Here is a 24,522-nt window from a genome sequence, read left to right as displayed (position 1 = left end):
GGGGAAAGTAAGAATCGGGCTGCCTTACCTGGGGAAAGTAAGAATCGGGCTGCCTTACCTGGGGAAAGTAAGAATCGGGCTGCCTTACCTGGGGAAAGTAAGAATCGGGCTGCCTTACCTGGGGATAGTAAGAACCGGGCTGCCTTACCTGGGGATAGTAAGAACCGGGCTGCCTTAACTGAGGATAGTAAGAATCGGGCTGCCTTACCTGGGGATAGTAAGAATCGGGGAAATTATTGCGTTGTGGCATTAGTCCCGTTGCTGGGTCTACAGGCATAGGTGTGGGAATCGGACTACCATAAATAAAGGAACCAACAGCAGGCGATTGCCTGACTCCATAACCACCGTTAATCACTCTCACACGCTGGGCAGAAGCTGGAGCAATGCTTACACCCATAACTGCTAAAGTCATGCCTGCTAAGAGCCAATTCAGTTGCGAATGCTTGATTTTCAACATATTTTGCTCACCTGCATTTGATACCGGAATTTTTAATCAGAAAATAGTCGCAGCTACTTAGTTAAAATTTTAGAAGTTTATCCACTTCAGATTGCCAGCTTTTGAAAAAATTTCAAAAAGATTGCTGGCATTGGCAAAATTAAAACAGTGCTGATTTGTGTAGAAGACGTGAGTGCAGAAAGTTTAGAAATTGCTAAAACCCGCTACCAGAGTGGGAAAATTGCGTTTGAAAATGGGCAATACCGCCAAGCCGTAGAAAATTTAGAAAAGGCCAGCGCCCTGTTAGCTCGTAATTCTCGCCTTGGAGGCGAAGTAGAAATTCATCTAGTGACAGCTTATGAAGCGTCTGGACGCACGGATGATGCGATCGCTCTTTGCGAAAGACTCAAACGCCATCCCCATTTTGAAACCAGCAAACAAGCGCGACAGATGCTTTACATTTTAAAAGCACCAAAGCTGAAAAGACCCAGCGAATGGATGACCCAAATCCCTGATTTGGGGACACTACCTGATAATGAACTCAAAATTTCTATAGCTGCTAAACCTACTAAATCTTCTGTGCAGCAGAAGCCTAAACCTACGGAGCCAGAATTTGTTGACCTCAGTCAGGTCAATACCAGAGATAATCGCTTTATCTGGGTGGCGCTAATTGCCATTGGTTTAACCATCTCGTACTTGGTTTGGTTGAATTTTTCAGGAACCCCTGGCTGATACCAATTTTGGATTTTGGACTTCGGCTCCTTTCGGCTTACCTCGACTTACCTCGACTTACCTGTTCCAGGAATCTCAAACAATACGAATAAGTCAAGATTGGTTAAAAACTTTGACTTTTGGGGAGATTTATAGTTATGAATTCTTCAATTTTCGGAAAGATTTTCTTGTGGTTAATCAGACCATTTAATTTTGTGTTGGCAAAGATGAAATTTCTCTCACCACTGAATGGTCAAAATCGAATCAACCGCGTTTTTGCCATCCGAAATCCTATTCTGTGGCTAGTGCTGTTAACATCCCTGCTACTGTCTGGCTGTGTTAAGTACGATGTGGGGCTTAACTTTGACAACTCAAATAGTGGCGAACTAGTACAGCATATTAAGTTGGGAGAACGGCTAACCAGTTTTAGTGGGGATTCTGTGTACGAATGGATAAATAGCATAGAGCGCCGCGCCCGTAAACTTGAGGGTAAAGCACAGCGAGTTTCCACTGAAGAAATTATTGTCACAATTCCTTTTAGTAGTGGTAGGGAATTGCAAGAGAAGTTCAACGAATTTTTTAACTCCCGTACGAATCAACCCTCTGAGTCTGTGCAGAGCAAATCTGATTCAGAATTGCCGAAAATTGAATCAAACGTCCTCTTGGAGGAGAACAATTTTTTACTTTTAGTCCGAAATCGGTTAATTTATGATTTGGATTTGCGATCGCTGTCTCTAATTGCCAACAAAGGTAACGTCTTGGCTAATGCAGGTTCAATTCTCGACTTAGAATTTAGCTTGAAGACTCCTTGGGGAGCTAAAAACATTCAACTAACTGAAACTGCCATTGAGCCAAAAAAGAATGGCAATCAACTGGTGTGGAAACTTCAACCTGGTGAGTTAAACCACATAGAAACTGTTTTCTGGCTTCCCAGTCCCCTTGGTATTGGGGCGCTGTTAATTATCCTGTTTGTCTGGGGAGGATTGTACTTGAGATACAATTTCATGCCAGATCCCAGAATTCAGTTCCATCCCAAAGCAGCAGCTATCCAGGAACAGTAGACTATTCATCTGTTCAATATTGTTAGCAAAGCCGATGGAGAATGCATCGGCTTTTTTACACTTCCTCAGCTTTTTGTAAAGACTCAACAGTGTCTTTCGCAAGTATGAGGACTGCACCAACCAACGAAGAAACCATTTAACATCGACACTGTGATGTTATCAAGTGTAGTTTGGTAGCAAATCATTTTTAAGTGTAGTTTTGGGATCAGAAACAGACAACATTCAACTGCTTATATTGAATTTGGCGATCGCAACACTATATGTTGTTTTACGGTGAGCAATCCCTCAGCAAATAGCCCTGAGGGCTAGCATTGCGCCTACCCTACTTTTGTGTGGTCTATTTCAAACCTTATTTCGTCACGATTTTACACAAATCTGTACTAACTTACCGTTGCTCGTTGCCATACCAGCGTTCAGCAAGTGCATTGAGTTGATGAAGGATTTCAATGAGTTCCTGACCACGTTCTGTCAGACCGTAAGTTACTTGGGGTGGCACAGTTGGTTCATAGTGGCGATAAATAATTTCAGCTGCCTCAAGCATTCTCAGTCTTTCTGTCAAAACTTTGGTGGAGATGCCCTCGACTAAATGCTTCAATGCACCAAAGCGAGTAGGCCCATTATTACACAACACCCACAGTATATACATTGTCCAAGGCCCTGATAGTAAGGACATCAGAATATTGACAGGGCAAGCATCAGGATTTTTAGAGACAGACATCGATAAGTTCGCCAAAATTTACCAACAGTTACTTTATGGTAACTACTTTACTTTAGTAACTAGTTACTTTTAGTATAAAATGTAATGCTTTAAAATTTAGACTCAAAAAAAGTCAAAGCAGTAAATCCTAGTTAATCAGGAGATATTTGGTGGTAAACATTCTACATATTGATTCCAGCCCCCGTGGTGAACGATCGCACTCAAGAGAACTATCCAAAGAATTCGTCAGTGGTTGGAGAGCAGCGCATCCTGAAGATGCGATCGCTTATCGAGATTTAGGGCATCACCCGGTTCCTCACGTTGATGAACCTTGGATTGCAGCTGCATTTTCACCACCAGAAACCCATACCCCAGAGTTAACTGAGGCAATCAGGATTTCTGACGAACTGGTTGATGAGCTTTTGGCAGCCGATCGCTACGTCTTTGGAGTGCCAATGTATAACTTTAATATACCTTCCACTTTCAAGGCTTACATCGACCAAATCGTTCGTATTAACCGGACTGTTGCTTTAGAAGCTCAAGGTTTTAGAGGATTAGTTGAGGGTAAAAAGGCAGTTATCATTACGGCTAGCGGCGGTGACTATAGTGCAACATCCCCTGCTGCTGCCTATAACTTCCAAGAACCATACCTGCGGGCGATTTTCGGGTTTATTGGAATTACCGACATTCAATTTATTAACGCTAATAGCTTGAGTAATGGTGATGATGCCCGTATCCAATCTCTATCAAAAGCACGGGCAGCAATTCAAGATGCGATCGCCCAGTGGTAATGTGATGCGGGGCATTGGTAATTGGGTATTGGGCATTGGGAAAGAGGAAACAAAAATTCTTTAATTTTGAATTTTGAATTTTGAATTGATTTTTCCCCCTGCCTCCTCATCACGGTGACAACCGCTCAATTTTCCAAGTGCCATTATCTAAACAGCTATAGAGTAAGCGATCGTGCAGACGACTAGGGCGTCCTTGCCAAAACTCAATTTCTGTGGGGATCACTCGTAAGCCTCCCCAATGAGGCGGTCGAGGAATCTCCTGATTTTCATATTTGCTCTTAAACTCCTGCAAACGTTGCTCCAGAACTTCTCGGTTTTCTATCACCTCGCTTTGATTAGATACCCACGCACCCAGGCGACTGTTGGCAGGGCGACTGTGAAAATAGTGGTCAGACTCAGTTTCTGAAACTTTCTCCACATACCCACTAATCCGGACTTGACGTTCCAGTTCTGCCCACCAGAAGACTAAAGCCGCCTGGGGATTTTCTGCCAGTTCTTGTCCTTTATGACTGTTGTAGTTGGTGAATAAGACAAAGCCCCGTTCATCAAAATCCTTGAGTAACACCATTCTGGCTGAGGGCTTACCGTCTGGTGTGGCGGTAGCAATGGTCATGGCATTGGGTTCAGGAAGTTGCGCTGCTAGTGCTTGATCGAACCATTTTTTAAATTGGATAAAAGGATTGAGGTCTACTTCGAGTTCGCTTAAACCTTCCAAGGTGTAGTCTTTGCGAAGGTCGGCTACGGTTTTGTCCATTTTGATTTACTTGCCTGCTATCAGATACGCTTATACATGTGTTTGTTAAAAATATCTATGATGATCAGCGCCATCAAGAATTTTACAAATTCTCTCAAGGAATATCTAAAATAGGTTGCATAAGATGCGCCGTTCGACCTCCCTTAAACGCCTGTTAATTTATGGGCTTAGCGGCCCGGTTATCGCTCTCAATGTCTGGCTGCTGTCTGTGCTTTTTCGCTATTTTCAGCATCCCATTACCATCTTGATCATTGCGGCAATTCTGGCTTTTCTACTAAATTACCCAGTTAAGTTCTTTGAACGTGCTCGAATCACGCGCACTCAGGCGGTGAGCATAGTTTTACTTGCAACTTTAACCTTGGTTGGAATTCTAGGTGTCACCCTAGTGCCGTTGATTATTGACCAAACAATCCAACTGTTAAATAACATCCCTGATTGGGCGCGTACCAGTCAAGCAAACTTAGAGCAGTTTGAGTTGCTGGCAAAACAACGACGTTTGCCAATTGATTTGAGAGTTGTGAGCAGTCAAATCAATGCCAACATTCAAAATGTGGTGCAACAGCTAGCTTCTGGTGCAGTAGGATTTGCTGGAACACTGCTCTCAGGATTACTTGACTTAGTGTTAGTCATTGTGCTTGCATTTTATATGCTTTTATATGGCGATCGCGTCTGGTATGGTTTGGTCAATCTTTTGCCCTCTAATATTGGAGATCCCCTCACCACATCCTTGCGCCTAAATTTCCAGAACTTCTTCCTCAGCCAGTTGTTGCTAGGACTGTTCATGATGCTAACCCTGACGCCAATTTTCTTAGTGCTCAAGGTGCCTTTTGCCCTGTTGTTTGCCATATTAATTGGTATCTCAGAACTCATTCCCTTTATCGGGGCGTCTCTAGGCATTGGTCTGGTGACGATTTTAGTATTACTACAAAATTGGTGGTTGGCAGTTCAAGTTGCCATAGCGGCGATTATCATGCAGCAGATTAAAGATAACCTGTTAGCTCCCAGGTTACTCGGCAACTTTATTGGACTGAATCCTATCTGGATTTTTGTGGCTATTTTGATGGGATTTGAGATTGCTGGATTGTTGGGGACACTTGTTGCTGTTCCCATTGCTGGTACTATTAAAGGCACTTTCGATGCGATTAAGAGTGGCAAGCCGAGTAACTTTGTATCAACTGTCACTATTGCCCATGACTCGCCCCCCGATTAAGACGGCAGGGGGGCAGAGGGGCAGGGGGCAGGGGAAGTTAAAACTTGAACGTTCACCCTCAGAAGCTCAACGTTCACCCTCAGAAGCTCAACGTTTACCCTTAGAAGCTCAACGTTCACCCTCAGAAGCTCAACGTTCACCCTCAGAAGCTCAACGTTCACCCTTAGAAGCTCAATGTTCACCCTCAGAAGCTCAACTTTGAGCCATTGAGGCTGAACTTTCAAGTTCTAACTCCCCATGCCCGATGCTCAATGCTCAATGCTCAATGCCCTGTTTGGCCAATGCCCAATGCAAAAGTTGCACATTCTGATCTCACAATTCACAATGGTGATTGATTGTAAATTTCAGGGGATACTGCCAGCAGGCGATTCCTGAATAAAAGAAGCGTAAGGAAATTCATAAAGTACACGCTTTGCCAATAGTCAATGAGTTTACTGTTGAATTTACGGTCTTTTGATTCTCATTAATTAACTTAGAACCCGTTGATGGAAGCTTCTGAGCTATTAGAAACAATCACACTCCTGATTTACCAAGCTGAACAAGGAGAAATTGACCCTTGGGATGTTCAAGTGATTGAAGTGATTGACCGTTACTTAGAACTGATGGCACCGGAGGCAATAACAAGAGGTTATGAAGCGGACTTGTCTCAATCTGGACAGGCATTTTTGTCAGCATCAATGCTGGTATTGTTCAAAGCAAATACATTGATGCAATTGTCAACAGTAGGAGATGTTGATGATTGTGTAGAAGATGATACGCTATTGTCAGGTGAAGACGGTGTATCACATCAGGGTCATCGTCTACCATTAGAACGGCAATTGCGGCGTCGTCCAGCGGCAATGCCGCCACCAAAGCGGCGAGTGACCCTGCAAGAGTTAATCGAGCAATTGCAGATCATGGCTAACCAACTGAAACTGGTAGAAAAAGTCAGCAAACCTATCCGTCCCAGGCGTCAACCTAGCGTCCAAAGTATGCGGGAGGCGCTGGAGTTAGCTCACCAGGAAAATCTGACAGAAGTCGCTGGGGAACTGGAGCAGGTGTTGAATTTGTCGGCAACAGATCTGAGTCTAGAACAAAATTGGTTGAATTTAGAACAACTTGTAGAGTTGTGGACTCAGACAAAGCTTCTCAACCAAAATCGCTCTGGACATGAGTCTAAACACAGTCACCTAGTTAGCGTTTTCTGGGCGCTACTACTACTCTCAGCTCAATCGAAAGTAGAGCTATTTCAAGAGGAGTTTTACCATGAGATTAAAATTCGCTTACTTAAAGATTCAGCTAACTCCTGCAAACCCTTTGAGCACCCAATGAACTAAGAAAGCCAAAAGTAAGTAGGTAGGCGTAAATAATTATTGTTGGGATAAGGCAGGGGGCAGGGGGCTCTTAGCAGGGTTAAAAAGAGTTTGAGCCTTGTTTACTTTTCTTCACACAGTTTGGTTTTATTGTGCCGACTTACTTAGCCCTACAGATAATTTACAGATTTGTGCTTCAACTCCAAAATCCGAGTAAATTGAAAATATAAGCGATAGCTTGTCATCTAAGTATACCTATGGTTGCAATAACCACTAAATTCCTGTTATCCCTGTCTTGAGGGATAACTTAGAGCATAAATAAAAACTGATGATTAAGTATCACTCGATGAAAGTAAACTGGCTTGTGGTTGAGGAATAAATTTTTATGAAAGCGATGATTCTCGCGGCTGGCAAGGGTACTCGCGTGCGTCCGATTACCTATACAATTCCCAAACCAATGATTCCCATCCTGCAAAAGCCAGTGATGGAGTTCTTGCTGGAACTGTTACGCCAACATGGATTTGACCAGATTATGGTCAATGTTAGTCATTTGGCTGAAGAAATAGAAAACTATTTTCGTGATGGTCAGCGATTTGGGGTGCAGATTGCCTATTCTTTTGAAGGGAAAATTGATGACGACGGGAAACTGGAGGGAGAAGCAATCGGTTCAGCGGGAGGGATGCGCCGCATCCAAGACTTTTCACCCTTTTTTGATGATACCTTTGTGGTTTTGTGCGGTGATGCTTTGATTGACTTGGATTTAACTGCGGCAGTTAAATGGCATAGAGCTAAAGGGGCGATCGCTACTATTATTACCAAATCTGTCCCCAAGGAAGAAGTTTCTAGCTACGGTGTGGTTGTGACTGACGAAGACGGTCGTGTGAAAGCTTTCCAGGAAAAACCCTCAACTGAAGAAGCCCTCAGCACCAACATCAACACAGGTATTTACATCTTTGAGCCAGAGGTTTTTAACTATATTCCCTCTGGCGTCGAATATGACATTGGTAGCCAATTGTTTCCCAAATTGGTAGAAATCAAAGCTCCCTTCTACGCCATTCCTATGGACTTTGAATGGGTAGATATTGGTAAAGTACCAGACTATTGGCGGGCGATTCGCGGTGTATTGCTGGGTGAAATCAAAAATGTGCAAATCCCTGGTCATGAAGTCGCCCCTGGTATTTACACTGGCTTAAATGTCGCCGTAAATTGGGACAAAGTAGATATCACAGGCCCAGTTTACATTGGTGGCATGACCAGAATAGAAGACGGAGCTAAAATTGTCGGTCCAGCGATGATTGGCCCCAATTGTTGGATATGTAGTGGCGCAACAGTGGAAAACAGCGTGATTTTTGAATGGTCGCGCCTGGGACCTGGAGTCCGGTTAGTCGATAAGCTGGTATTTGGACGTTATTGCGTAGATAAAACTGGCGCTGCGATCGATGTTCAAGCCGCTGCTTTAGACTGGCTGATTACCGATGCCCGTCAGACACCGCCATCACATACCCCTGTTGAACAACAAGCAATAGAGGAATTGCTGGGGACAAACTCAAATTAAAGTTAGGAGTTAGAAGTTAGGAGTTATTATTTTGTGTTTCACTCTTCACTTCTAACTCTTAACTTTATTCCTAACTCTTCACTGCTAACTCCTAACTATTTAAGTACGTATATCTTCTGAGACTCTGCTCGTAGGTTTGCAGCAGTCGCTGAGATTCTGCTAGGGTGATGCGCTTTTCTTCTAATGCTTTCTCGCAACGCTGGCGAATGTTTTCTACCATATCTTCGGAGTCATACTGAACGTAGCTCACCACTTCGCTCATGGTGTCACCTTTGACAACGTGTTCAATCTGGTAGCCTTTGGGCGTTAATTGAATGTGAACGGCGTTGGTGTCGCCAAATAGGTTGTGCAAATTGCCCATGATTTCCTGGTAAGCTCCATTCAAGAACATCCCCAAATAATAGGGTTCGCCAGGCTTGTAGGTGTGCAACTCTAAAACCGACTTGACATCGCGCAGGTCAATAAAACGGTCGATTTTACCATCACTGTCGCAGGTGAGGTCTGCCAAAATTCCCCGCCGCGTTGGTTCTTCATCTAAGCGGTGGATTGGCATAATTGGGAATAGCTGATCGATCGCCCAGCAATCTGGTGCTGATTGAAACACTGACATATTCACGTAGTAGATGGAAGCCATGATTTTCTCTAAGTCTTCTAGTTCATCGGGTACGTATTCTTGCTGTCTAGTGATGTTTAGAATTTTCTGACAACAAGCCCAGTAGAGGCGTTCGGCCTTGGCTCGTTCTCTGAGGCGTAAAATTCCTAAGTTGAAGCGGCTGATGGCTTCTTCTTTGAATTGTGCAGCGTCGTGGTACAACTCTTGGTAATTCTCTTGGTTGATGGATTGGAAGCTTTCCCAAAGATAATTAATAATTGGGGATTCTCCCTCTTGCGGAGGTTCTGGGGCGTCGAGGGGGACATCACTAGTACTGAGAACATCAAAAATCAGCAGCGACTGATGGGAAGCGATCGCTCGTCCACTTTCGCTAATCAGTGTTGGTACGGTAATCTGCCGTTCAGCACAGGTATCTTTTAACTCTGCCACGATGTCGTTGGCATAGTTCTGCATGTTGTAATTTTTCGATGCATAGAAGTTGGTTTGGGAGCCATCATAATCTACGCCCAAGCCGCCACCTACATCAAGGTATTTCATATCTGCCCCCAGCATCGCCAATTCCACATAAATGCGGCTGGCTTCTTGGATGGCATCTTTAATCACATTAATGGCAGAGATTTGTGAGCCGATGTGGAAGTGCATCAACTGCAAAGAATCGAGCAGGTTAGCTTCCCGTAACTTGTCAACAGCCTCAATGACCTCAGGCATTGTCAAACCAAATTTAGCGCGATCGCCACTAGAGGCTCCCCAACGTCCCATCCCTTGGGTACTGAGTTTAGCACGAACTCCCAAAATCGGCTTAATACCTAACTGGCGATTGGCATCAATCACCAAATCAACCTCTTCAATCTGTTCTAAGACGATGATTGGTGTTTGACCTAGTCTTTGGGCTAACATTGCCGTTTCGATGTATTCTCGGTCTTTGTAGCCGTTGCAAACTAACAATGCTCCTGGTGTATCCAAGATAGCCAGAGCAATCATTAATTCTGGCTTGGAACCGGCTTCTAAACCAAATTGATGGGGTTTGCCAAATTTCACTAAATCCTCAATCAAATGCCGCTCTTGATTGCATTTGACGGGAAACACGCCCCGGTATACACCAGGGTAGTTGTAGCGGGCGATCGCTTTGGCAAAACAAGCGTTCAACCGCTCAATCCGGTCTTCCAAAATATCAGAAAAGCGAATCAACATGGGAAGTCCCAAGTTGCGCTGTTTCATGGCGTTGACCAATTCAAACAAGTCTAGAGAACCCCCGTGATCGCCCTTGGGTGCAACAGTAACGTGTCCAGCAGCGTTAATGGAAAAATAAGGTTGTCCCCAACCTTCAATCCGGTATAAGGCTTCGCTATCCTCAATTTTCCAGGAGCGAGGTAAATCTCCTGTAGTAGTACTAGGTGGTAACAGCTTTTTCTGTTTATGATTTTTCACTTCAGATTTCTGTCCATTGGACGGTACTTGTACTACCTCATCAGATGTAGCAGTTGACTCAACACCCATTTTTTCCTAACCTCAGTTTTTCTACCCACGAGTTAACAATTTAGCGCATTCATCTTGGAACGGATATGCACCCAAAGATAAATTCTAAGATAAACTCTGATTGGTCAGGAGTCAGGAGTCAGGAGTGCAAAACCCTTGTACAAAAGACAAAGGACAATTGACTAGATAAAAATTTTATTGAGCTTTGGGAGATAGCAATGGAACGCACATTCTTAGCAATTAAGCCTGATGGAGTACAGCGGGGATTAGTCGGTGAAATTATCCGTCGCTTTGAAACTAAAGGTTTTACCCTAGTTGGTTTGAAGTTTCTGAAAGTCAGTCGGGAACTGGCTGAACAACACTATGATATTCACCGGGAACGTCCTTTTTTTGCTGGTTTAGTCGAATTTATCACTTCTAGCCCTGTGGTGGCGATGGCATGGGAAGGTGATGGCGTGGTTGCATCTGCCAGAAAGATTATTGGTGCGACGAACCCCTTAACAGCAGAGCCGGGAACGATTCGGGGCGATTTTGGCCTGAATATTGGTCGCAACTTAATCCACGGTTCTGATGCTCAAGAAACCGCGCAACGGGAAATAGCCCTATGGTTTAAAGATGAAGAATTAGTCAATTGGCAACCACACTTAACACCTTGGTTGCACGAGTGATGGAGAGTTAGGAGTTAAAAATTCATAACTAATAACAGACGCGATTAATCGCGTCTTTACTCCTAACTCTTGTACAGACGCGATTAATCGCGTCTCTTACTTGGAGACTTCGCTCTTTTCTGGTTCTACTGGTTGAGGCAATTCAGTGCTAACACGCTTGGAAAATCCCCAGCCTAAAATTAGGAAGATGGCAGCAATCATTAACCATTCTGGTGGAACTAAACTATCGTTCACCACTTTCAACAACAAGCGCAAGCCCACCAAGGCCACAGTTACATAGCCTGCGTCTTCTAAGTTTTCATATTCGTCTAGCCAACGGATAAACAATCCCGCCATGAATCGCAGCGTAATAATACCAATTGTTGCACCCGTCAGCACCAGCCATTTTTCTTGAGAAACTGCGATCGCAGTTGTCACACTATCTAAAGAAAATGCCAAATCTGTAAATGCAATCACGGGTATCGCTTGCAATAACGAGTTAAAACGCGGGCCGTGATGATGATCATCTTCACTTTCTTGAGAGCTAAAGTGTTGGAATACTAACCACAGCAGGTAAGCAGCGCCCAATAATTCAAATTGCCAGAATTGTTGCACCCAAGTAGCAGTGAGAATCAGGGTGATTCGCAGCACATAAGCAACGACTAAACCAAAGTTGAGGGCCTTACGCTCAAGTTCTTTGTCTTCCAGCCCCCGAGCGATCGCAGCCAAGGCGATCGCATTGTCGGCAGATAACAGCGCCTCTAAAAGCACCAGGATGAGCAGAACTATCGGGGCTTCAACGCTGAAATGAAAATCGAGGTAATCAAAAATTCGGTCTAGCATTCCGGGTTTCTCAAACAGAAAAAATTAAAATTTGACAGGAACAGAGATTTGCATATTAAAAAGCGCAATAAATTGCTACTTTAATCCAGCTTAACGTGGTTGTGGTGCATTCTGAAGAAGGTTGAATGTATGCGATCGCCGTGCCATTAGGGTGTTTTTGGTATTATTCAATACACTAAAAGTTTTAACATCTTACTCAATGTGATGACAATAGACTGCTGTCATTTCACATCTAGAATTAGAATATGAGAACAAAAATATGGTAATATTTATAGTTTATGAATATTTCCTTAACTACCGAGCTTGAGCAGTTCATTCAAAGTTAGGTTGCAAGCGGGAAGTACACCTCATTTGAGGAAGTGATTCTTGCAGGCAATATCAATAACTCAGAACTTGAATCCCTATTTATAGCTAACTTCTAATCTCTAATCACATACAAATAAAAACTAAGGTGAATACACTACCAGAACCAAGCCCCATCATAGAAGTGGAGAAAGCTGTTTTCATTCCCATCAGTAGCTCTTTACTGGCAGTTATCAGTTCGTTGGTATCTTTTGTAGATAAATTGATTCCTTGGAGTCCCTGTTGTATACCATAAAACGTTCCTAAAAGGCCAATGGCAGTACACAAGTTTGTCACAAAACGCAGGGAACTTCGAGGTATTGGGCGGGCTAAGACAGATGGATACTTTATAAGTATAAAATCGCTATCCTGTTGGAATTGTTGCTTAATTCTGCTTAGATCATCGGTTCCTAAATGCTCTTTTAACCAGGGGCGAAGTTTGTCTAAAAGCTTTGCATTTTTAGCCTTTTTCAAATTACTCAAAAATTTAATTATGTGTATATTTTATTCTTTGGAAGTCCATAATATCAGTTAGCAAACATTAAGCAAGCTACATGTATCATGGTCAATCAATCAACTCCACAGCCCCTAGCTCCTTTAAGGAGGCTTTTTGAGCCTCAGTAATGCCTAAAACACCTGTGATATTCATGCCCTCGTACGGTCTAGCGGCTCTCAACGTTTTGAGGCACATACCTGTGTTAACATTCCAAAGCTTAATCGTCTCATCTTGGCTGCCACTGGCAATAGTTTGAGCATCAGGGCTGCAGGCAACTGACCAAACGGAACTGGTGTATCCGTGCAAAGTTTTGAGGCACATACCCGTGTTAATATCCCAAAGTTTAATTGTCCCATCATGACTGCCACTGGCAAGCATACGACTATCGGTACTGAAAGCGACTGAATATACCCAACTAGTGTGCCCTTGTAAAGTTTTGAGGCATTGACCAGTGCTGACATCCCACAACTTCACTGTTTGATCATGGCCGCCACTAGCAAGAGTTTGGCCATTAGAGCTGAAGGCAACAGACCAGACGCGACTAATATGCCCTTGTAAAGTTTTGAGGCATTGACCAGTGTTGACATCCCACAATTTTACTGTTCGATCATGACTGCCACTGGCAAGCATATGACTATCGGTGCTAAAAGCGACTGAACAGACCCAACTAGTGTGCCCTTGCAAAGTTCTGAGGCATTGACCAGTGCTGATATCCCACAATTTTACTGTTCGATCATGACTGCCACTGGCAAGCATACGACCATCGATACTGAAAGCGACTGAATATATCCAATGAGTATGCCCCTGTAAAGTTTTGAGGCATAGACCAGTGTTGACATCCCATAACCTCACCGTTTGGTCAGGACTCCCACTAGCCAAGGTCTTACCTTGAGGGCTGAAAGCGACTGATGATACAAAATTTGTATGTCCCTGCAAAGTTTTGAGGCATTGACTAGTGGTGATATCCCAAAGCTTGATCATCTTATCTCCACTGCCACTAGCCAAGGTCTGTCCATCAGGGCTGCAGGCCACTGACCAAACCCAGTTGGTATACCCTTGCAAAGTTTTGAGGCATTGTCCAGTGCTAACATCCCATAACTTTACCGTTTGATCATGACTGCCACTAGCAAGCGTTTGACCATTAGGGCTGAAGGCAACTGACCAGACTTGACTCATGTGCCCTTGCAAAGTTTTGAGACATTGACCAGTACTGACATCCCAAAGTTTAATTGTCCTATCTTGACTGCTACTGGCAATAGTTCTGCCATTTGGATTGAAAGCAACTGACAATACCTCATCACTATGTTCGTGCAAAGTTTTGAGGCATTGACCAGTGCTGATATCCCAGAGCTTTACTGTTTGGTCATTACTGCCACTCAGAAGAATGTCACCGTTAGGGTTGAAGACAACTGCTCGTACCCGATTGGTATGATCGTACAAAGTTTTGAGGCATTGACCAGTACTGACATCCCATAGCTTAATCGTCTTATCTTCACTGCCACTAGCTAAAATTTGACCATCAAGGCTGAAACTAGCTGAACTGACCCGACTACTATGCCCATGCAAAGTTTTGAGGCATTCACCAGTACTGACATCCCACAACCTTATCGTTTGGTCTACACTGGTACTGGCAAGGGTTTGACCATTAGGGCTGAAGACAACTGAATATACCCAATCAGCATGCCCATGCAAAGTTTTGAGGCATTGACCACTACTGACATCCCACAACCTCACTGTATGATCAAAGCTGCCACTAGCAAGTGTTTGACCATTAGGGCTGAAGGAAACTGACCAGACCCAACTGGTGTGCCCTTTACAACTGAGTAGTTTTTTACCATTTGAAACTTGCCACAAGCAAATTTTACCATCAACATCACTTGTAGCTAAAAGTTTCCCATCAAAGCTAAATGCTACTGACATAGTAGCGTGCAAGGTTTCAGTAAAAATTGATTTAGCTAGATCTGAGTGGGCAAAATTTACATGGTGCAAATTCACACCTTGTAAGTATGCTTGCCAAACTGTTAAATAAGAAAAATCATAACCGCTTAAATCAATCTTCAGTTGACAAAGTAGATTGAGAACATTTCCCCCTACATATCCTGGTTGTAACGGAGATTTCTCTTGCAGCATTGAAATAATTTGAATTAGCTGGCATTTCAGATTTATTTTGCCTAGAGTATTGAGTAACAATTTCGTAATTGGATTGAGTACGAGGCGAATCTGAGTATCCCTAATATAGTCTTTTGCCTGAGCTTTGAGCAGAGCATGGCTGTTAAGGAGTATAATTTCTCTAGTCTCAATTTCTTGAGTAACGTTCTCAATTAATTTCTCAGTCATGTACTCCATGACAACTGGTTGTTGGGTAAAAAATGCTGCACTTTTCTGAATCAAGGAACGCTGTATTAAAGAGTTTAGAGTGTCTATCAATCCTCTTTGTGATAAGGGGGATACAATATCTGCTCGTAATTCAGATAGTAAAACTGGCTCACGATTAATTGCTAGCCAGTACATTATCTCTTTCTCTAAATCTGTCAAGCGATTGAACTGTCGCTCCAAAAGATCGTGAATATCATTAAAAGTAAACTGTCCTGAATTTAGATAATCTTTTATTAAAATAGAAATATTATTATCTAACAAATCTCGAGTAAGTGCAGCTACTATCTTTAAGGCTAGGGGATTACCAGCATAGTGTTCAATGACAACTTGCCATTCATCATCTGTTGCCGAAAAGTTACCCAGATTGTTAAAAATATTTTTTCCCTCTATCTGGTTCAAGCCATGTAGTTGTAAGGAGCGAACTTGCTTTCCCTCTAATAAGGTAATTTCTTTAGGTTTCTCCCGACTAGTTAACATTAAGCAGCTCTGATGAGATACTTCCCCTAATCGTTTGATTAGTTCCCCATATCCTTCGTATCCTTCATGATAGTGTCCAGTGTGCTTGCCACTACGCAGAATAGCCTCTACATTGTCTAACACCAGTAGACAGCGTGAGGAACGTAAACACTCAATCAATTGCGATATTCTACCGTCTACGCTTTCTGATAAATTTGTTTCCTGCTGGTTAGACAAGAAATTGATAACATCTGCCAGGATTTCTGTAATCGGTGGGCTATTACGCAATGAGCGCCAAATGACGTACTCAAAGTCTCCTTGAATCTGCTCGGCACAGCATACACTCAGAGCAGTTTTGCCAATCCCACCCATGCCTAGTAGTACCACCAATCGGCAGCGGTCTCTTACAATCCATTGCTTCAAGATGGTTAATTCTTCTGTACGCCCGGAAAAATCGGAAATATCAACCGCCTCTCCCCAATCTTGGTGGTTGCAGTAATTCTGCCGAGTTAGGGGAGTTATTGGATGTAACCTAGGTTCGTAAACTAGGTGGGAGTTGGAAACAATCCTACCGCGCAAATCTTGCCAGGTCGGTGGTAATTGGGCTGAATTCTGGCAAATTGTTGGTAACCAAGTAGCACAAGGAAATCGATCTTCTAGACCTTGCAGTTTTTCCCGTGCTTCCCGCACTGCTACATAGAAGGGCTTACCATGAGAAAACAACTCTAAGAAATACTTCAAAAACTCCTGTGCAACCTGGTCTGGCACAGGCTCACGCATCACAATGACTTGCGGTATGTGCAAATCAGCTAGCTCTCTGGCTAATCCCAAACCATCACAGGAGTTGAAAATTACTAGCTTCAAACCGCGTTCAACACTTTTTCTCAGGGCATACTTTAGCTCATTAATTGTTAAGCTATCAGTTTGATTAATGTAAAGCTGACCAGATTCACCATTTGCTTTACCTGAGCTATGCCCAGCGAAAAAGAGAATATCCCAATCTTGCTCCCAAAGCTTTTCGTTCAACTCTCGGCGTTGGGGTTCTGCTAGAAAGGTAACTTCAGCCTCAGGTAAATGCTCTAGTAAGACTCGATCTGCCTGGGTATCAATACCAGCACTATTACCCAAAACCGCTAAGATTCTCACATGATCTCTATGAGGTAATGGCTGTTCAACAAATTCATAACTAGACGTACTTAAAGCAATTTCAGCCTTGGGATAATGATCAAACCAATCCCACAGGTGCCAAGGCAATCGCTGAAGTCGGATGTCTTTGGCTTGAATAATTACTCGAATTTCGTCCGATGGCATTAATCTTTCTAACAATTTCTCTCTAATAGAGCGAAACGATTCAGATTTAAGCCAAGCATTCAAGTGGTCAAGCAACTCCTTTGCGGTATTGTAGCATTTCTCTTGAATAGAAACATTGGTGACTTGAAAGGCTTCAGCTGTCAGCCGAGAACTTAGTCCTAAGCTACGATATGTTGATTGCCAGTAGATGTAGTGTTGAAGAACCTCTGGGGCTGGAGGTAGCTTACCTATAATTTGTACCCAAGGGAGAGCGTCATCTTCGCCAATCTGCAATGTAACTGGAAACCCTTGCTCAGGATTACTATCCTCCAGCTTTAAAACAACTAACTTACCCACAATTCTTGCTGATTCCCTAGGAGTTTCTATAATTTAGAATACAATATTTTTCCATGTTTAATTAGTAGATCACAAAGTTTTTTAAAAGCCCTGCCACATCAGCATTCCATCAAAACACTTGTACACAAGAAAAGAACCTATTAATCAACATTTCAGTCGATACGGTGAGTTGCTTGAAAGCGTAGGCGTAGCCCGTCGTAGCAGGGCTGTTTCATTCCATCTCAAACAGGATTTGTCAAGATGGTTTGCGAGAAAAATTGTAAGTGAGGGTGACGAGGAGATGAACTTTTAAGCACTTAAACAACAGTAAGATTGTTCATTTTATCGGCACGTTGGTAACAAAATAATCAATTTTTAATCGTTAGAACACTTGATTTTTAAGGCTCTTTAGGAAATGAAACAGCCCTGCCCGTCGTAGACATCGGTCTTAGAGGATGTTTTAAAAGGGTTTTTTGCTCTCATATTGAGCGCAGCGAAGCATCTCAGTGCAGGGAGCGATGATTTGGCTGTTTACCCAATTGACTACAAGATTATTTTCTGGGAATGAGGCTGCGATCGCAGTTTCTATCTAATCCGTCAAAACCTTTCCTCATAAGCATTTAGGATTCCCGGACAAGTCTACTATTCAGCCGTATTCTCAACAGATATCAGGTTCCATCAGTTAGTTTTACTCGGAAAGTTTTGATAACAATTCTCATAATGAGAATTGCTGCATACACAGCGTCCCATTGTAAACGTTTTTTAAAAACTTAAAGGGGAAATATCGTCAGTATATGAAGTTTTGTTACATAAGGCGTAATTGTTACAAGCCAAGCTGAATTCATAATTATGAGCGTTCATGAAAGATTTAGAAACCTAGTTCTTTCGTCCTCCTCTAGATTTGATTGCTTTATTGCAAACTTTAGTAATCGAATTCTCGTTAATGTTAGTACATTGCAAGATAAGTTCACACATCTACCAATCGGCAAGATAAGTAAAAATTATGTGTTCTCAAAAAAAACAACAGTTACATCCAATTGCGATCTCACCTTCAATTATACCTATACATGATTAGTTGTATATAAGTAATCATATATAGGTGTAATTTAGTACCAGCCATATTTCAAAGATTCAGGGAAGAGTGGAAATCAACACGAAAATTGCCGAAGAATCGTGTAAATAAGCAATAAAAATCATTGATTTTTTTCATCCCCCACTACTTAGTGTTAAGTGTAGCTTTTGCATGGATAAAATCATGTAAATTATGGGCGATAGAACTCACCATCTTGATTATGGTAAATTTTCGATTTTCATAATAACAAAGCAATCTGTCTGTGATGCTCAACAGGGTTGATTAGCCATAAAAATAGGCTATCAAGCTCTATATTACTGCTCATACATTATCGAACTAAAATGCCTTTTATCAGAATTGAAACTAATCATGACTTCAGCTCAGAAGTTATTCATTATGTCATCACTGAAATTACTGAACAACTTCATATCATCAAAGGCTATCCTCAGTCCATGATTTTAGTAGTTGTCAACACCAAAGTGAATGTAGCTTTTGGTGGTGATTATGAAAAGCCTGCGGCTGTTGTTCAAGTAATGAACGGGAGAATGCCTGTAGAGATTACCACCAAGCTAACAGAAATTATCAGCGATCTTCTCCTAGCAAAATTCAATGTTCCAGCTAACAGAATGTATATATTTTTTCAAGAAGATACAAAAATGCATTTGGTTGGCTGGAATCGCACAACTTTTGAACAAATATTAGGTGCTGATGACTTAGCTGATGTAGAAGCAGCTCGAAAAGACGCAAAAAAAACAGCAATTCAATATAACAGGAGTGATAACACAAATGAGTAACTTAATCCAAAGAATCATTGCAGGCGAAGTATCATTAAAAGAATATACCAAGACAGAAAAAGAACGTTTACTTTACAAAGTTCTGTCTGATTTACCTTTATCCTCTATCTTAAAAATTAAACAAGAGTTAAAAGGTAATGTATTTGCTAAATCACGGCGAGCGTTTGGTAAAATAGTACATCGTGACTCGCTGATTCCTATTCCCAATTTAAGCTTAGAGTTATGGGATAGAGATCCATTTGGGTTAAAAGATTATTTAGCCTGTGGAGAAACAGATAAAATAGGAAATTTTGAAATTATGTATGACCCGAAAGCAGGAGGTTTTGGTGATGCACCAGATTTAGAATTAAGAATTTTTGACCCGCCACAAAATGTCTTTATTCATGGTAAAAAAAGTGAACTTAGGAACTTAATTGAAGTTAAAATCGGGCCTGATAATGTTAGAGATGACTATGATTTTGGGGTTTTGCAAATTTTATATTATGAGTACGATCCGCAATATACATTTTCTTACAGCCTACCAGATTCCATTCGCCATGATTTTGTACCTGAAGCTTTAGCCAGGACAATGCAATCTGTAGCCAAGTATAGCCAGATAATGGATAGGCTCATCCAAAAAAATCGCCGTGATCCTAATCAGTCATCCTACGATGAAATCCAGAAATCATTTCCGGAAACTTTAACGCTAATTTTAGAAAAGAGCCACAAAGGCTATACCAGAAGTGATGAGTTTTTTGGTGAAAGGATGCTCAATGGTTTCAATCCGGTTATTTTTAAGAAGAATAAAAATAATCCTTCACTATATAACACTGCTTTTAATGGCGATAAATTTACCCTAACAGGCAAAATAGATTTGCCTAATTACAAAGTCATATTTGAGTTAAAAAACGGAAAATTACTACCTATTGAAATCACGCTGCAATTCCGTGAAGATAATTGTAAGCAACCAAATCCACCCTTAAAAGCACTACAGACTTACACCCCTGCTGATGGTAATAAATGGTTGCAAGCTAAACGAGTTGTTCGCGCTACTCATCTGGGTGTTTTAGGTGAAATTAAAGGGCATTTAAGCCAGTGTCACTTTAACATGGAACAGTATGCGATCGCTTTCTTAAGAAACATTAGAAAGAATCCGCTACGTGGTTTTTTATATCCCCATCTCAAAGAAGTAGTTCATATTAACAAATTTGGGCGTAAAATCCTCATGGATGCCGAAGAAGGATTTTTTGCCAAACTCGAACCCATGCGTATTAAACCAGATATGTTGCAATGGATAACAACAAATATCGGAACATATGATTGGACAGATTGGCAACCTAGAAAACCTCTGTATGAAGGTCATACATTTGCCAAACTCGGCAATTTATACTGGAATATTCTCACTACCTATGTAGAGTCATTTTTTGCTGCAAATCAAGAAGAGATTGCTAATAATTGGACAGAAATACTCAATTTTTCCAACGATTTAGTACAAAACAGCGTTCCCTATGTTCCTCTGAGTATGGAACAAGTAGATGATGGCGATGAATGGTATGATTTAAACGAAATTGAACACTCATCAAATCCACGTCAAGAAGTTAATGGTGAATTAAAAGCCATTAGACCGATTACTATATCACCACAATCAACTGAGCAAGATATAGCAAATCTTAAACAGGTTTGTAAGTATGTAATTTATCAATGCACTTTTTGGCATAGCTGGATTCACAATGAACATAATCCTGAGTTTGGGGAATTGAAGTACGGCGATTTGTTAACCAATGGCTCAATGGGTGACGAAGATGATGAGAGTGTATTACCAGGTCATCAGGTAGCCAGTATCATTTTGGCTGTGACAAATATGCTGACCAATTTTAATTACGGCTATATACTCAAAAACGAAGATGGAGACGTACCACCAGAGTTAATCAAACTCATTGAAAGTAAAAAAGCAGAGTTTGAAAAATTAGGATTTGATCTCACAACCTTACGTTCTAGATTGAATAGCTAAAAATTTAACGTTTGCAACAAATGCTTATAGCGGTTATCGTTTGGATGCATTACAGTCTGACCTCTCTTGTAACCTCTCTCCTAAAAGCAGAAAGGCTTTGAATCTTACCCCCCTTCCCTTGCAGGGAAGGGGTTGTTCTTGTTAGGTCTGTATTCACATGCAATTGAGAACCGCTATAAACGTTTCTTATAAATGCTTTAACGTGAGTAACAATTGCTTCAACATTGATCAAAAAAAATTTAACGTTTGCAAAAAATGCTCAAACTTTCTTATGAATGCTTGAAAGTCAAGAACAAATGTAAATAGCCTTTAGAAGCAATTTACGACAATAGAATTCTAAATCTCACAAAATCTCTGCCAACTTTACCACCAGGGTATTTGCTAAATCCACTAACCTAATATCATCTGTGTCAAAACTATGGCCTTCACCAGCTAACAGATTTTTCACCGCAGATAACCTGTCATTGGTTTCAGAAATTCTCCAAGATTCTTCTAAGTTTACTGCGAAATCAAACAGCGATCGCTCTCCCAAATGCTGTCTTACCTTGACAGCTACACTATCATTACTTACCAAAAATTCTTTAATAGCATCTAATCGAGAATTACTTAATATTTCGTCATGTCCCCACGTTTCTAGCCAGTCTCCATCCACATCTTCAACGTAAAAATTGATAAAATCAACCCCGTAAGTTAGCCAGCTTTGCTGCATTTGTCGCGCTGTTGCTAAAGCTTCAGCAAATCTATCTACTTGATTGTTGCAGCTGTGAGTTTCTCTTTTATTTGCCATAAAAGCTGTAATTAGCAGGTAAGTATGTATGCTATAACACAAATCTTGAGTATCAAATTCCAGAAAGTTCACGAAAATTTTAAATACTTGCCACCAGAAAGATAATCACTGTTATACAATGCCACGTTGACTAACTGCTTGACAAAATTAGCATTCTTGGGATTGTAACTTAAGAACAGTCCTCTCTCTATTTCCCACGAGCGCAGTGTATTTTGCCAAGCTTGATACTTTTGTTGATTAAGTTCTTCACTAACACTGGTAACTTGAATACACAGTGGTTGATTGTTACGACTAACAATTAAATCTGTTGCCATAGAAAGGTCGGCAATATAACGCTGCCAAAAACTACCTTCTCGCTGAACAATATCTTGGGCTATTGACTTAATGATATCATGATCAACCTGATTAAATTCGCCTGTCATCAATTTTTGTTTCCAAATATAAAACTTGGAGTCACTTGCATTGAACCATCTGGGAAAGAGATAACCATACCAATATCTCTCAATCGGCGTCATTTGCTCAAACTTTGCTTTTTGTTCTTCTGAAGGTAATGATTTGATTATCAGCCAAATTGTCGAATCCGTAATTACCTCTAGGAGAAAGGCAAGGACAAAAGGTTTTGCAGTCAGGGAACCTGGCTTAATATCCTTTACCCAACGATTAATTTCATCTAATCTTCTCGCTAAATTATGATCTATCGAGGAGGCTTGCTCGATAAGGGATTTTAGCTTCTCCTTAATCTCTTTAGCTTGCAAACGATGCCCTACTTTCAGAAGATAATGCTTTTTTTACACACTTGTAACTAAATTTTAACTTGAAATGTCTTTGGTTGATTTCCTCATACCATCAAATATTCTCAGTGCCTATGCCCTGTGTACGTAAAACCTCCCGCAGTCAAGTAATTTCTTCCTCTGCTTGTTGGACGCATTCTTCTGCTTGTTGGGCACGTAAACGTTCTTGTTCAGCTAGTTCTTCAGATGATAGTCTTAATTTATTTTCAGTAGTGAAGAATCTTAATTTACCTTCATAAACTCCCAAATAAAGTTCTAACTGCTGACTCCACAAACGTCCATCAGTGGTTAGTTGAATTTCTTGATACTTACCATCAACTAGATGAAATCCCTGAAGCTCCATTGTTACAGAGTCAAACCAGAAATAATCTGGTGTACGGAAGGTATCCTGATAAACTTGTTTTTTGAAGCCTTTATCAACTGTTGCTGTTGAACTTGACAAAATTTCCACAATCAGATTTGAATATTTGCCGTCTTCTTGCCAAACTACTCAACTCTTACGGTCTTTTTTTTTCGGTTCCCAAAACTACAAAAAAGTCTGGGCCGCGAAAACTTTCGGATTTTTTCTAGTTAGGACTATAGTAAATCGTCAAATTGCCAGAAGCGTAGAAATTTTGCGGCGATCGCTACCATAATTTAAGTATGCGAATCAGTAAATCGTAGTCACGGTGCAGGTCACTTTCCAAAGGTGGTTAGTCACTCAGTATATCGCCAGGAGGAAAAATAACTTCGTCCTCTGAAATATTATCAGAGATGAATTCTAGGGTAGCAGGTTCAGACATCAGCGATCGCCCCACGATTTACGTTCATTTTACTGAAAATTCGGTAACTTACAGATGGCTTTGAGAACTTGTAATAACTCAATCACATCTGGAGATTCATTCAGATTTAATAATGGCATTAACTGATAAGTTGGCTGCTGGTCATGTGTTAAATAAACAAATTGATAACGCAGTCCGTTAGTTACCAGTCCCCAAACAGATGTTTGTTGATTTAAACTTTTAAAAGCATAAGTCAGTAATTGAGGTAAACCTTCTCCTACATCTATGGCACTGTTTTTCGTTTCAATCACTACAACCCAAAAAGGCGGCGCAATATCACTTTTAGGACTGTTAATTGCTAAAATATCCATCCGTCCGGTAATTCTTCTGTCTTCATCATCGACTGCGATCGGAATGCTATCTTCCATTGTCAATCGAATCGGCACATCGTAAAATCCTGCTAACCGCATTAATGGTGCAAGTGTTAAAAATTTTACTAACCCTTCAGAAATTTTACTCAACCTGAGATAACGGCGGAAGTCGTTTCTAATTCGCAATAAATCCTGTTGTTCAAACTCTGTTAACGGTTCTAAATTTAAGAACTCTGTGAATGAAGCAGTTGAAAGTTCTTCTAATTTGAGAAAGCGATGAACATCGTTGAGAGATAGGCTGCTAGCTTCGACAGTGAGTGTCATAGTTTCAGGCGTTGTTTGCGAAGACTACTTACATTTTGCAACATTGTTAGTAGAGACGTTGCAATGGAAGGTCTTTCCCTTGCTATTAAACGATTATTATACTTTAGATGCGTTTGACCTGAGTAAAACAGGCTTCATGCCTAGTAATCTATACTTTGCCAAATCACACTTGTATTTCTTGATGGTTTGGTTTTGGGAGGTGAAAATGAATGTAAGCTAAATAACTCGGCAATTTTCACCTAGCTTAACG

19 protein-coding genes and 2 pseudogenes are annotated in these 24,522 nt (G+C 41.3%); 10 read left to right on the top strand and 11 right to left on the bottom strand.

Annotated elements, in window-relative coordinates:
• A pseudogene (locus tag V7K85_RS21340) lies at positions 1-457 on the bottom strand (hypothetical protein); the annotation flags it as partial.
• 168 nt (positions 458-625) lie between these two features.
• Between V7K85_RS21340 and V7K85_RS21335 the strand changes: the two are divergent.
• Together V7K85_RS21335 and V7K85_RS21330 are read left to right on the top strand one after the other, a co-directional pair.
• A complete protein-coding gene (locus V7K85_RS21335) occupies positions 626-1,168 on the top strand; it encodes a tetratricopeptide repeat protein (RefSeq protein ID WP_334816310.1) in 543 nt (180 codons plus the stop codon).
• 137 nt (positions 1,169-1,305) lie between these two features.
• A complete protein-coding gene (locus V7K85_RS21330) occupies positions 1,306-2,208 on the top strand; it encodes a DUF3153 domain-containing protein (RefSeq protein ID WP_334816296.1) in 903 nt (300 codons plus the stop codon).
• A 385-nt stretch (positions 2,209-2,593) separates the two neighbouring features.
• On the opposite strand, the gene V7K85_RS21325 is transcribed toward V7K85_RS21330, so the two are convergent.
• Complete coding sequence (locus V7K85_RS21325; RefSeq protein ID WP_334816294.1) at positions 2,594-2,926, bottom strand: winged helix-turn-helix transcriptional regulator; 333 nt, start codon at positions 2,924-2,926, stop codon at positions 2,594-2,596.
• A gap of 149 nt (positions 2,927-3,075) precedes the next feature.
• Between V7K85_RS21325 and V7K85_RS21320 the strand changes: the two genes are divergently transcribed.
• Positions 3,076-3,696 carry an FMN-dependent NADH-azoreductase gene (locus V7K85_RS21320; protein ID WP_334816292.1) on the top strand — a complete coding sequence of 207 codons (621 nt, stop codon included), beginning with the start codon at positions 3,076-3,078 and terminating at the stop codon, positions 3,694-3,696.
• Positions 3,697-3,805: 109 nt separating this feature from the next.
• Here V7K85_RS21320 and pdxH read toward each other — a convergent pair whose 3' ends face one another.
• Positions 3,806-4,450 carry a pyridoxamine 5'-phosphate oxidase gene (gene pdxH / locus V7K85_RS21315; protein WP_334816290.1) on the bottom strand — a complete coding sequence of 215 codons (645 nt, stop codon included), beginning with the start codon at positions 4,448-4,450 and terminating at the stop codon, positions 3,806-3,808.
• Positions 4,451-4,574: 124 nt separating this feature from the next.
• Here pdxH and V7K85_RS21310 point away from each other — a divergent pair, with 124 nt between their 5' ends.
• The 4 genes from V7K85_RS21310 (at position 4,575) to V7K85_RS21295 (ending at position 8,507) form a co-directional block, all read left to right on the top strand.
• Positions 4,575-5,660: an AI-2E family transporter gene (locus V7K85_RS21310; RefSeq protein WP_334816288.1), complete on the top strand. Its 1,086-nt coding sequence runs from the start codon at positions 4,575-4,577 to the stop codon at positions 5,658-5,660.
• Positions 5,641-5,862, top strand: coding sequence for a hypothetical protein (locus tag V7K85_RS21305; RefSeq protein WP_334816286.1), 222 nt, complete (start codon positions 5,641-5,643; stop codon positions 5,860-5,862). Before V7K85_RS21310 ends, V7K85_RS21305 begins: the two co-directional genes overlap by 20 nt.
• Before the next feature lie 283 nt (positions 5,863-6,145).
• A complete protein-coding gene (locus tag V7K85_RS21300) occupies positions 6,146-6,976 on the top strand; it encodes a ScpA family protein (RefSeq protein WP_334816285.1) in 831 nt (276 codons plus the stop codon).
• 361 nt (positions 6,977-7,337) lie between these two features.
• Positions 7,338-8,507 (top strand): NDP-sugar synthase, encoded by a 1,170-nt coding sequence (locus V7K85_RS21295; protein WP_334816283.1) that lies wholly within the window; start codon positions 7,338-7,340, stop codon positions 8,505-8,507.
• A 91-nt stretch (positions 8,508-8,598) separates the two neighbouring features.
• On the opposite strand, the gene speA is transcribed toward V7K85_RS21295, so the two are convergent.
• Positions 8,599-10,617 (bottom strand): biosynthetic arginine decarboxylase, encoded by a 2,019-nt coding sequence (gene speA, locus V7K85_RS21290; RefSeq protein ID WP_334816281.1) that lies wholly within the window; start codon positions 10,615-10,617, stop codon positions 8,599-8,601.
• 197 nt (positions 10,618-10,814) lie between these two features.
• Here speA and ndk point away from each other — a divergent pair, with 197 nt between their 5' ends.
• On the top strand, positions 10,815-11,264 hold the full coding sequence (ndk, locus tag V7K85_RS21285) for a nucleoside-diphosphate kinase (RefSeq protein WP_334816279.1): 450 nt from the start codon (positions 10,815-10,817) through the stop codon (positions 11,262-11,264).
• Between the two features lie 96 nt (positions 11,265-11,360).
• On the opposite strand, the gene V7K85_RS21280 is transcribed toward ndk, so the two are convergent.
• The 3 genes from V7K85_RS21280 to V7K85_RS21270 all read right to left on the bottom strand — a co-directional run bounded on the left by V7K85_RS21280 (position 11,361) and on the right by V7K85_RS21270 (position 17,403).
• A complete protein-coding gene (locus V7K85_RS21280) occupies positions 11,361-12,086 on the bottom strand; it encodes a TerC family protein (RefSeq protein WP_334816277.1) in 726 nt (241 codons plus the stop codon).
• 429 nt (positions 12,087-12,515) lie between these two features.
• Complete coding sequence (locus tag V7K85_RS21275; protein ID WP_334816275.1) at positions 12,516-12,911, bottom strand: MotA/TolQ/ExbB proton channel family protein; 396 nt, start codon at positions 12,909-12,911, stop codon at positions 12,516-12,518.
• Between the two features lie 82 nt (positions 12,912-12,993).
• The gene (locus V7K85_RS21270; protein ID WP_334816273.1) at positions 12,994-17,403 is read right to left on the bottom strand and encodes a CHAT domain-containing protein; all 4,410 of its coding nucleotides are present in this window, start codon (positions 17,401-17,403) and stop codon (positions 12,994-12,996) included.
• Positions 17,404-18,795: 1,392 nt separating this feature from the next.
• On the opposite strand from V7K85_RS21270, the gene V7K85_RS21265 reads away from it, so the two are divergent.
• Together V7K85_RS21265 and V7K85_RS21260 are read left to right on the top strand one after the other, a co-directional pair.
• A complete protein-coding gene (locus tag V7K85_RS21265; RefSeq protein WP_334816271.1) occupies positions 18,796-19,248 on the top strand; it encodes a phenylpyruvate tautomerase MIF-related protein in 453 nt (150 codons plus the stop codon).
• Complete coding sequence (locus V7K85_RS21260; RefSeq protein WP_334816269.1) at positions 19,241-21,238, top strand: lipoxygenase family protein; 1,998 nt, start codon at positions 19,241-19,243, stop codon at positions 21,236-21,238. Before V7K85_RS21265 ends, V7K85_RS21260 begins: the two co-directional genes overlap by 8 nt.
• Before the next feature lie 343 nt (positions 21,239-21,581).
• Here the strand turns inward: V7K85_RS21260 and V7K85_RS21255 are convergent, their stop codons facing one another.
• The 4 genes and pseudogenes from V7K85_RS21255 to V7K85_RS21240 all read right to left on the bottom strand — a co-directional run bounded on the left by V7K85_RS21255 (position 21,582) and on the right by V7K85_RS21240 (position 24,272).
• Complete coding sequence (locus V7K85_RS21255; RefSeq protein ID WP_334816308.1) at positions 21,582-22,025, bottom strand: hypothetical protein; 444 nt, start codon at positions 22,023-22,025, stop codon at positions 21,582-21,584.
• A 68-nt stretch (positions 22,026-22,093) separates the two neighbouring features.
• Positions 22,094-22,780 carry a hypothetical protein gene (locus tag V7K85_RS21250; protein ID WP_334816267.1) on the bottom strand — a complete coding sequence of 229 codons (687 nt, stop codon included), beginning with the start codon at positions 22,778-22,780 and terminating at the stop codon, positions 22,094-22,096.
• Between the two features lie 139 nt (positions 22,781-22,919).
• Positions 22,920-23,598: pseudogene (locus tag V7K85_RS21245) on the bottom strand (Uma2 family endonuclease).
• Positions 23,599-23,627: 29 nt separating this feature from the next.
• Positions 23,628-24,272, bottom strand: a complete 645-nt coding sequence (locus tag V7K85_RS21240) for a restriction endonuclease subunit R (RefSeq protein WP_334816265.1) — start codon at positions 24,270-24,272, stop codon at positions 23,628-23,630.
• Positions 24,273-24,522: the final 250 nt, after the last annotated feature.

This window comes from Nostoc sp., from assembly GCF_036917615.1.
Classification (GTDB): Bacteria; Cyanobacteriota; Cyanobacteriia; order Cyanobacteriales; family Nostocaceae; genus Nostoc.
Note: the sequence above shows the minus strand (reverse complement) of the source record. Positions and strands in the feature narration are given on the sequence as shown.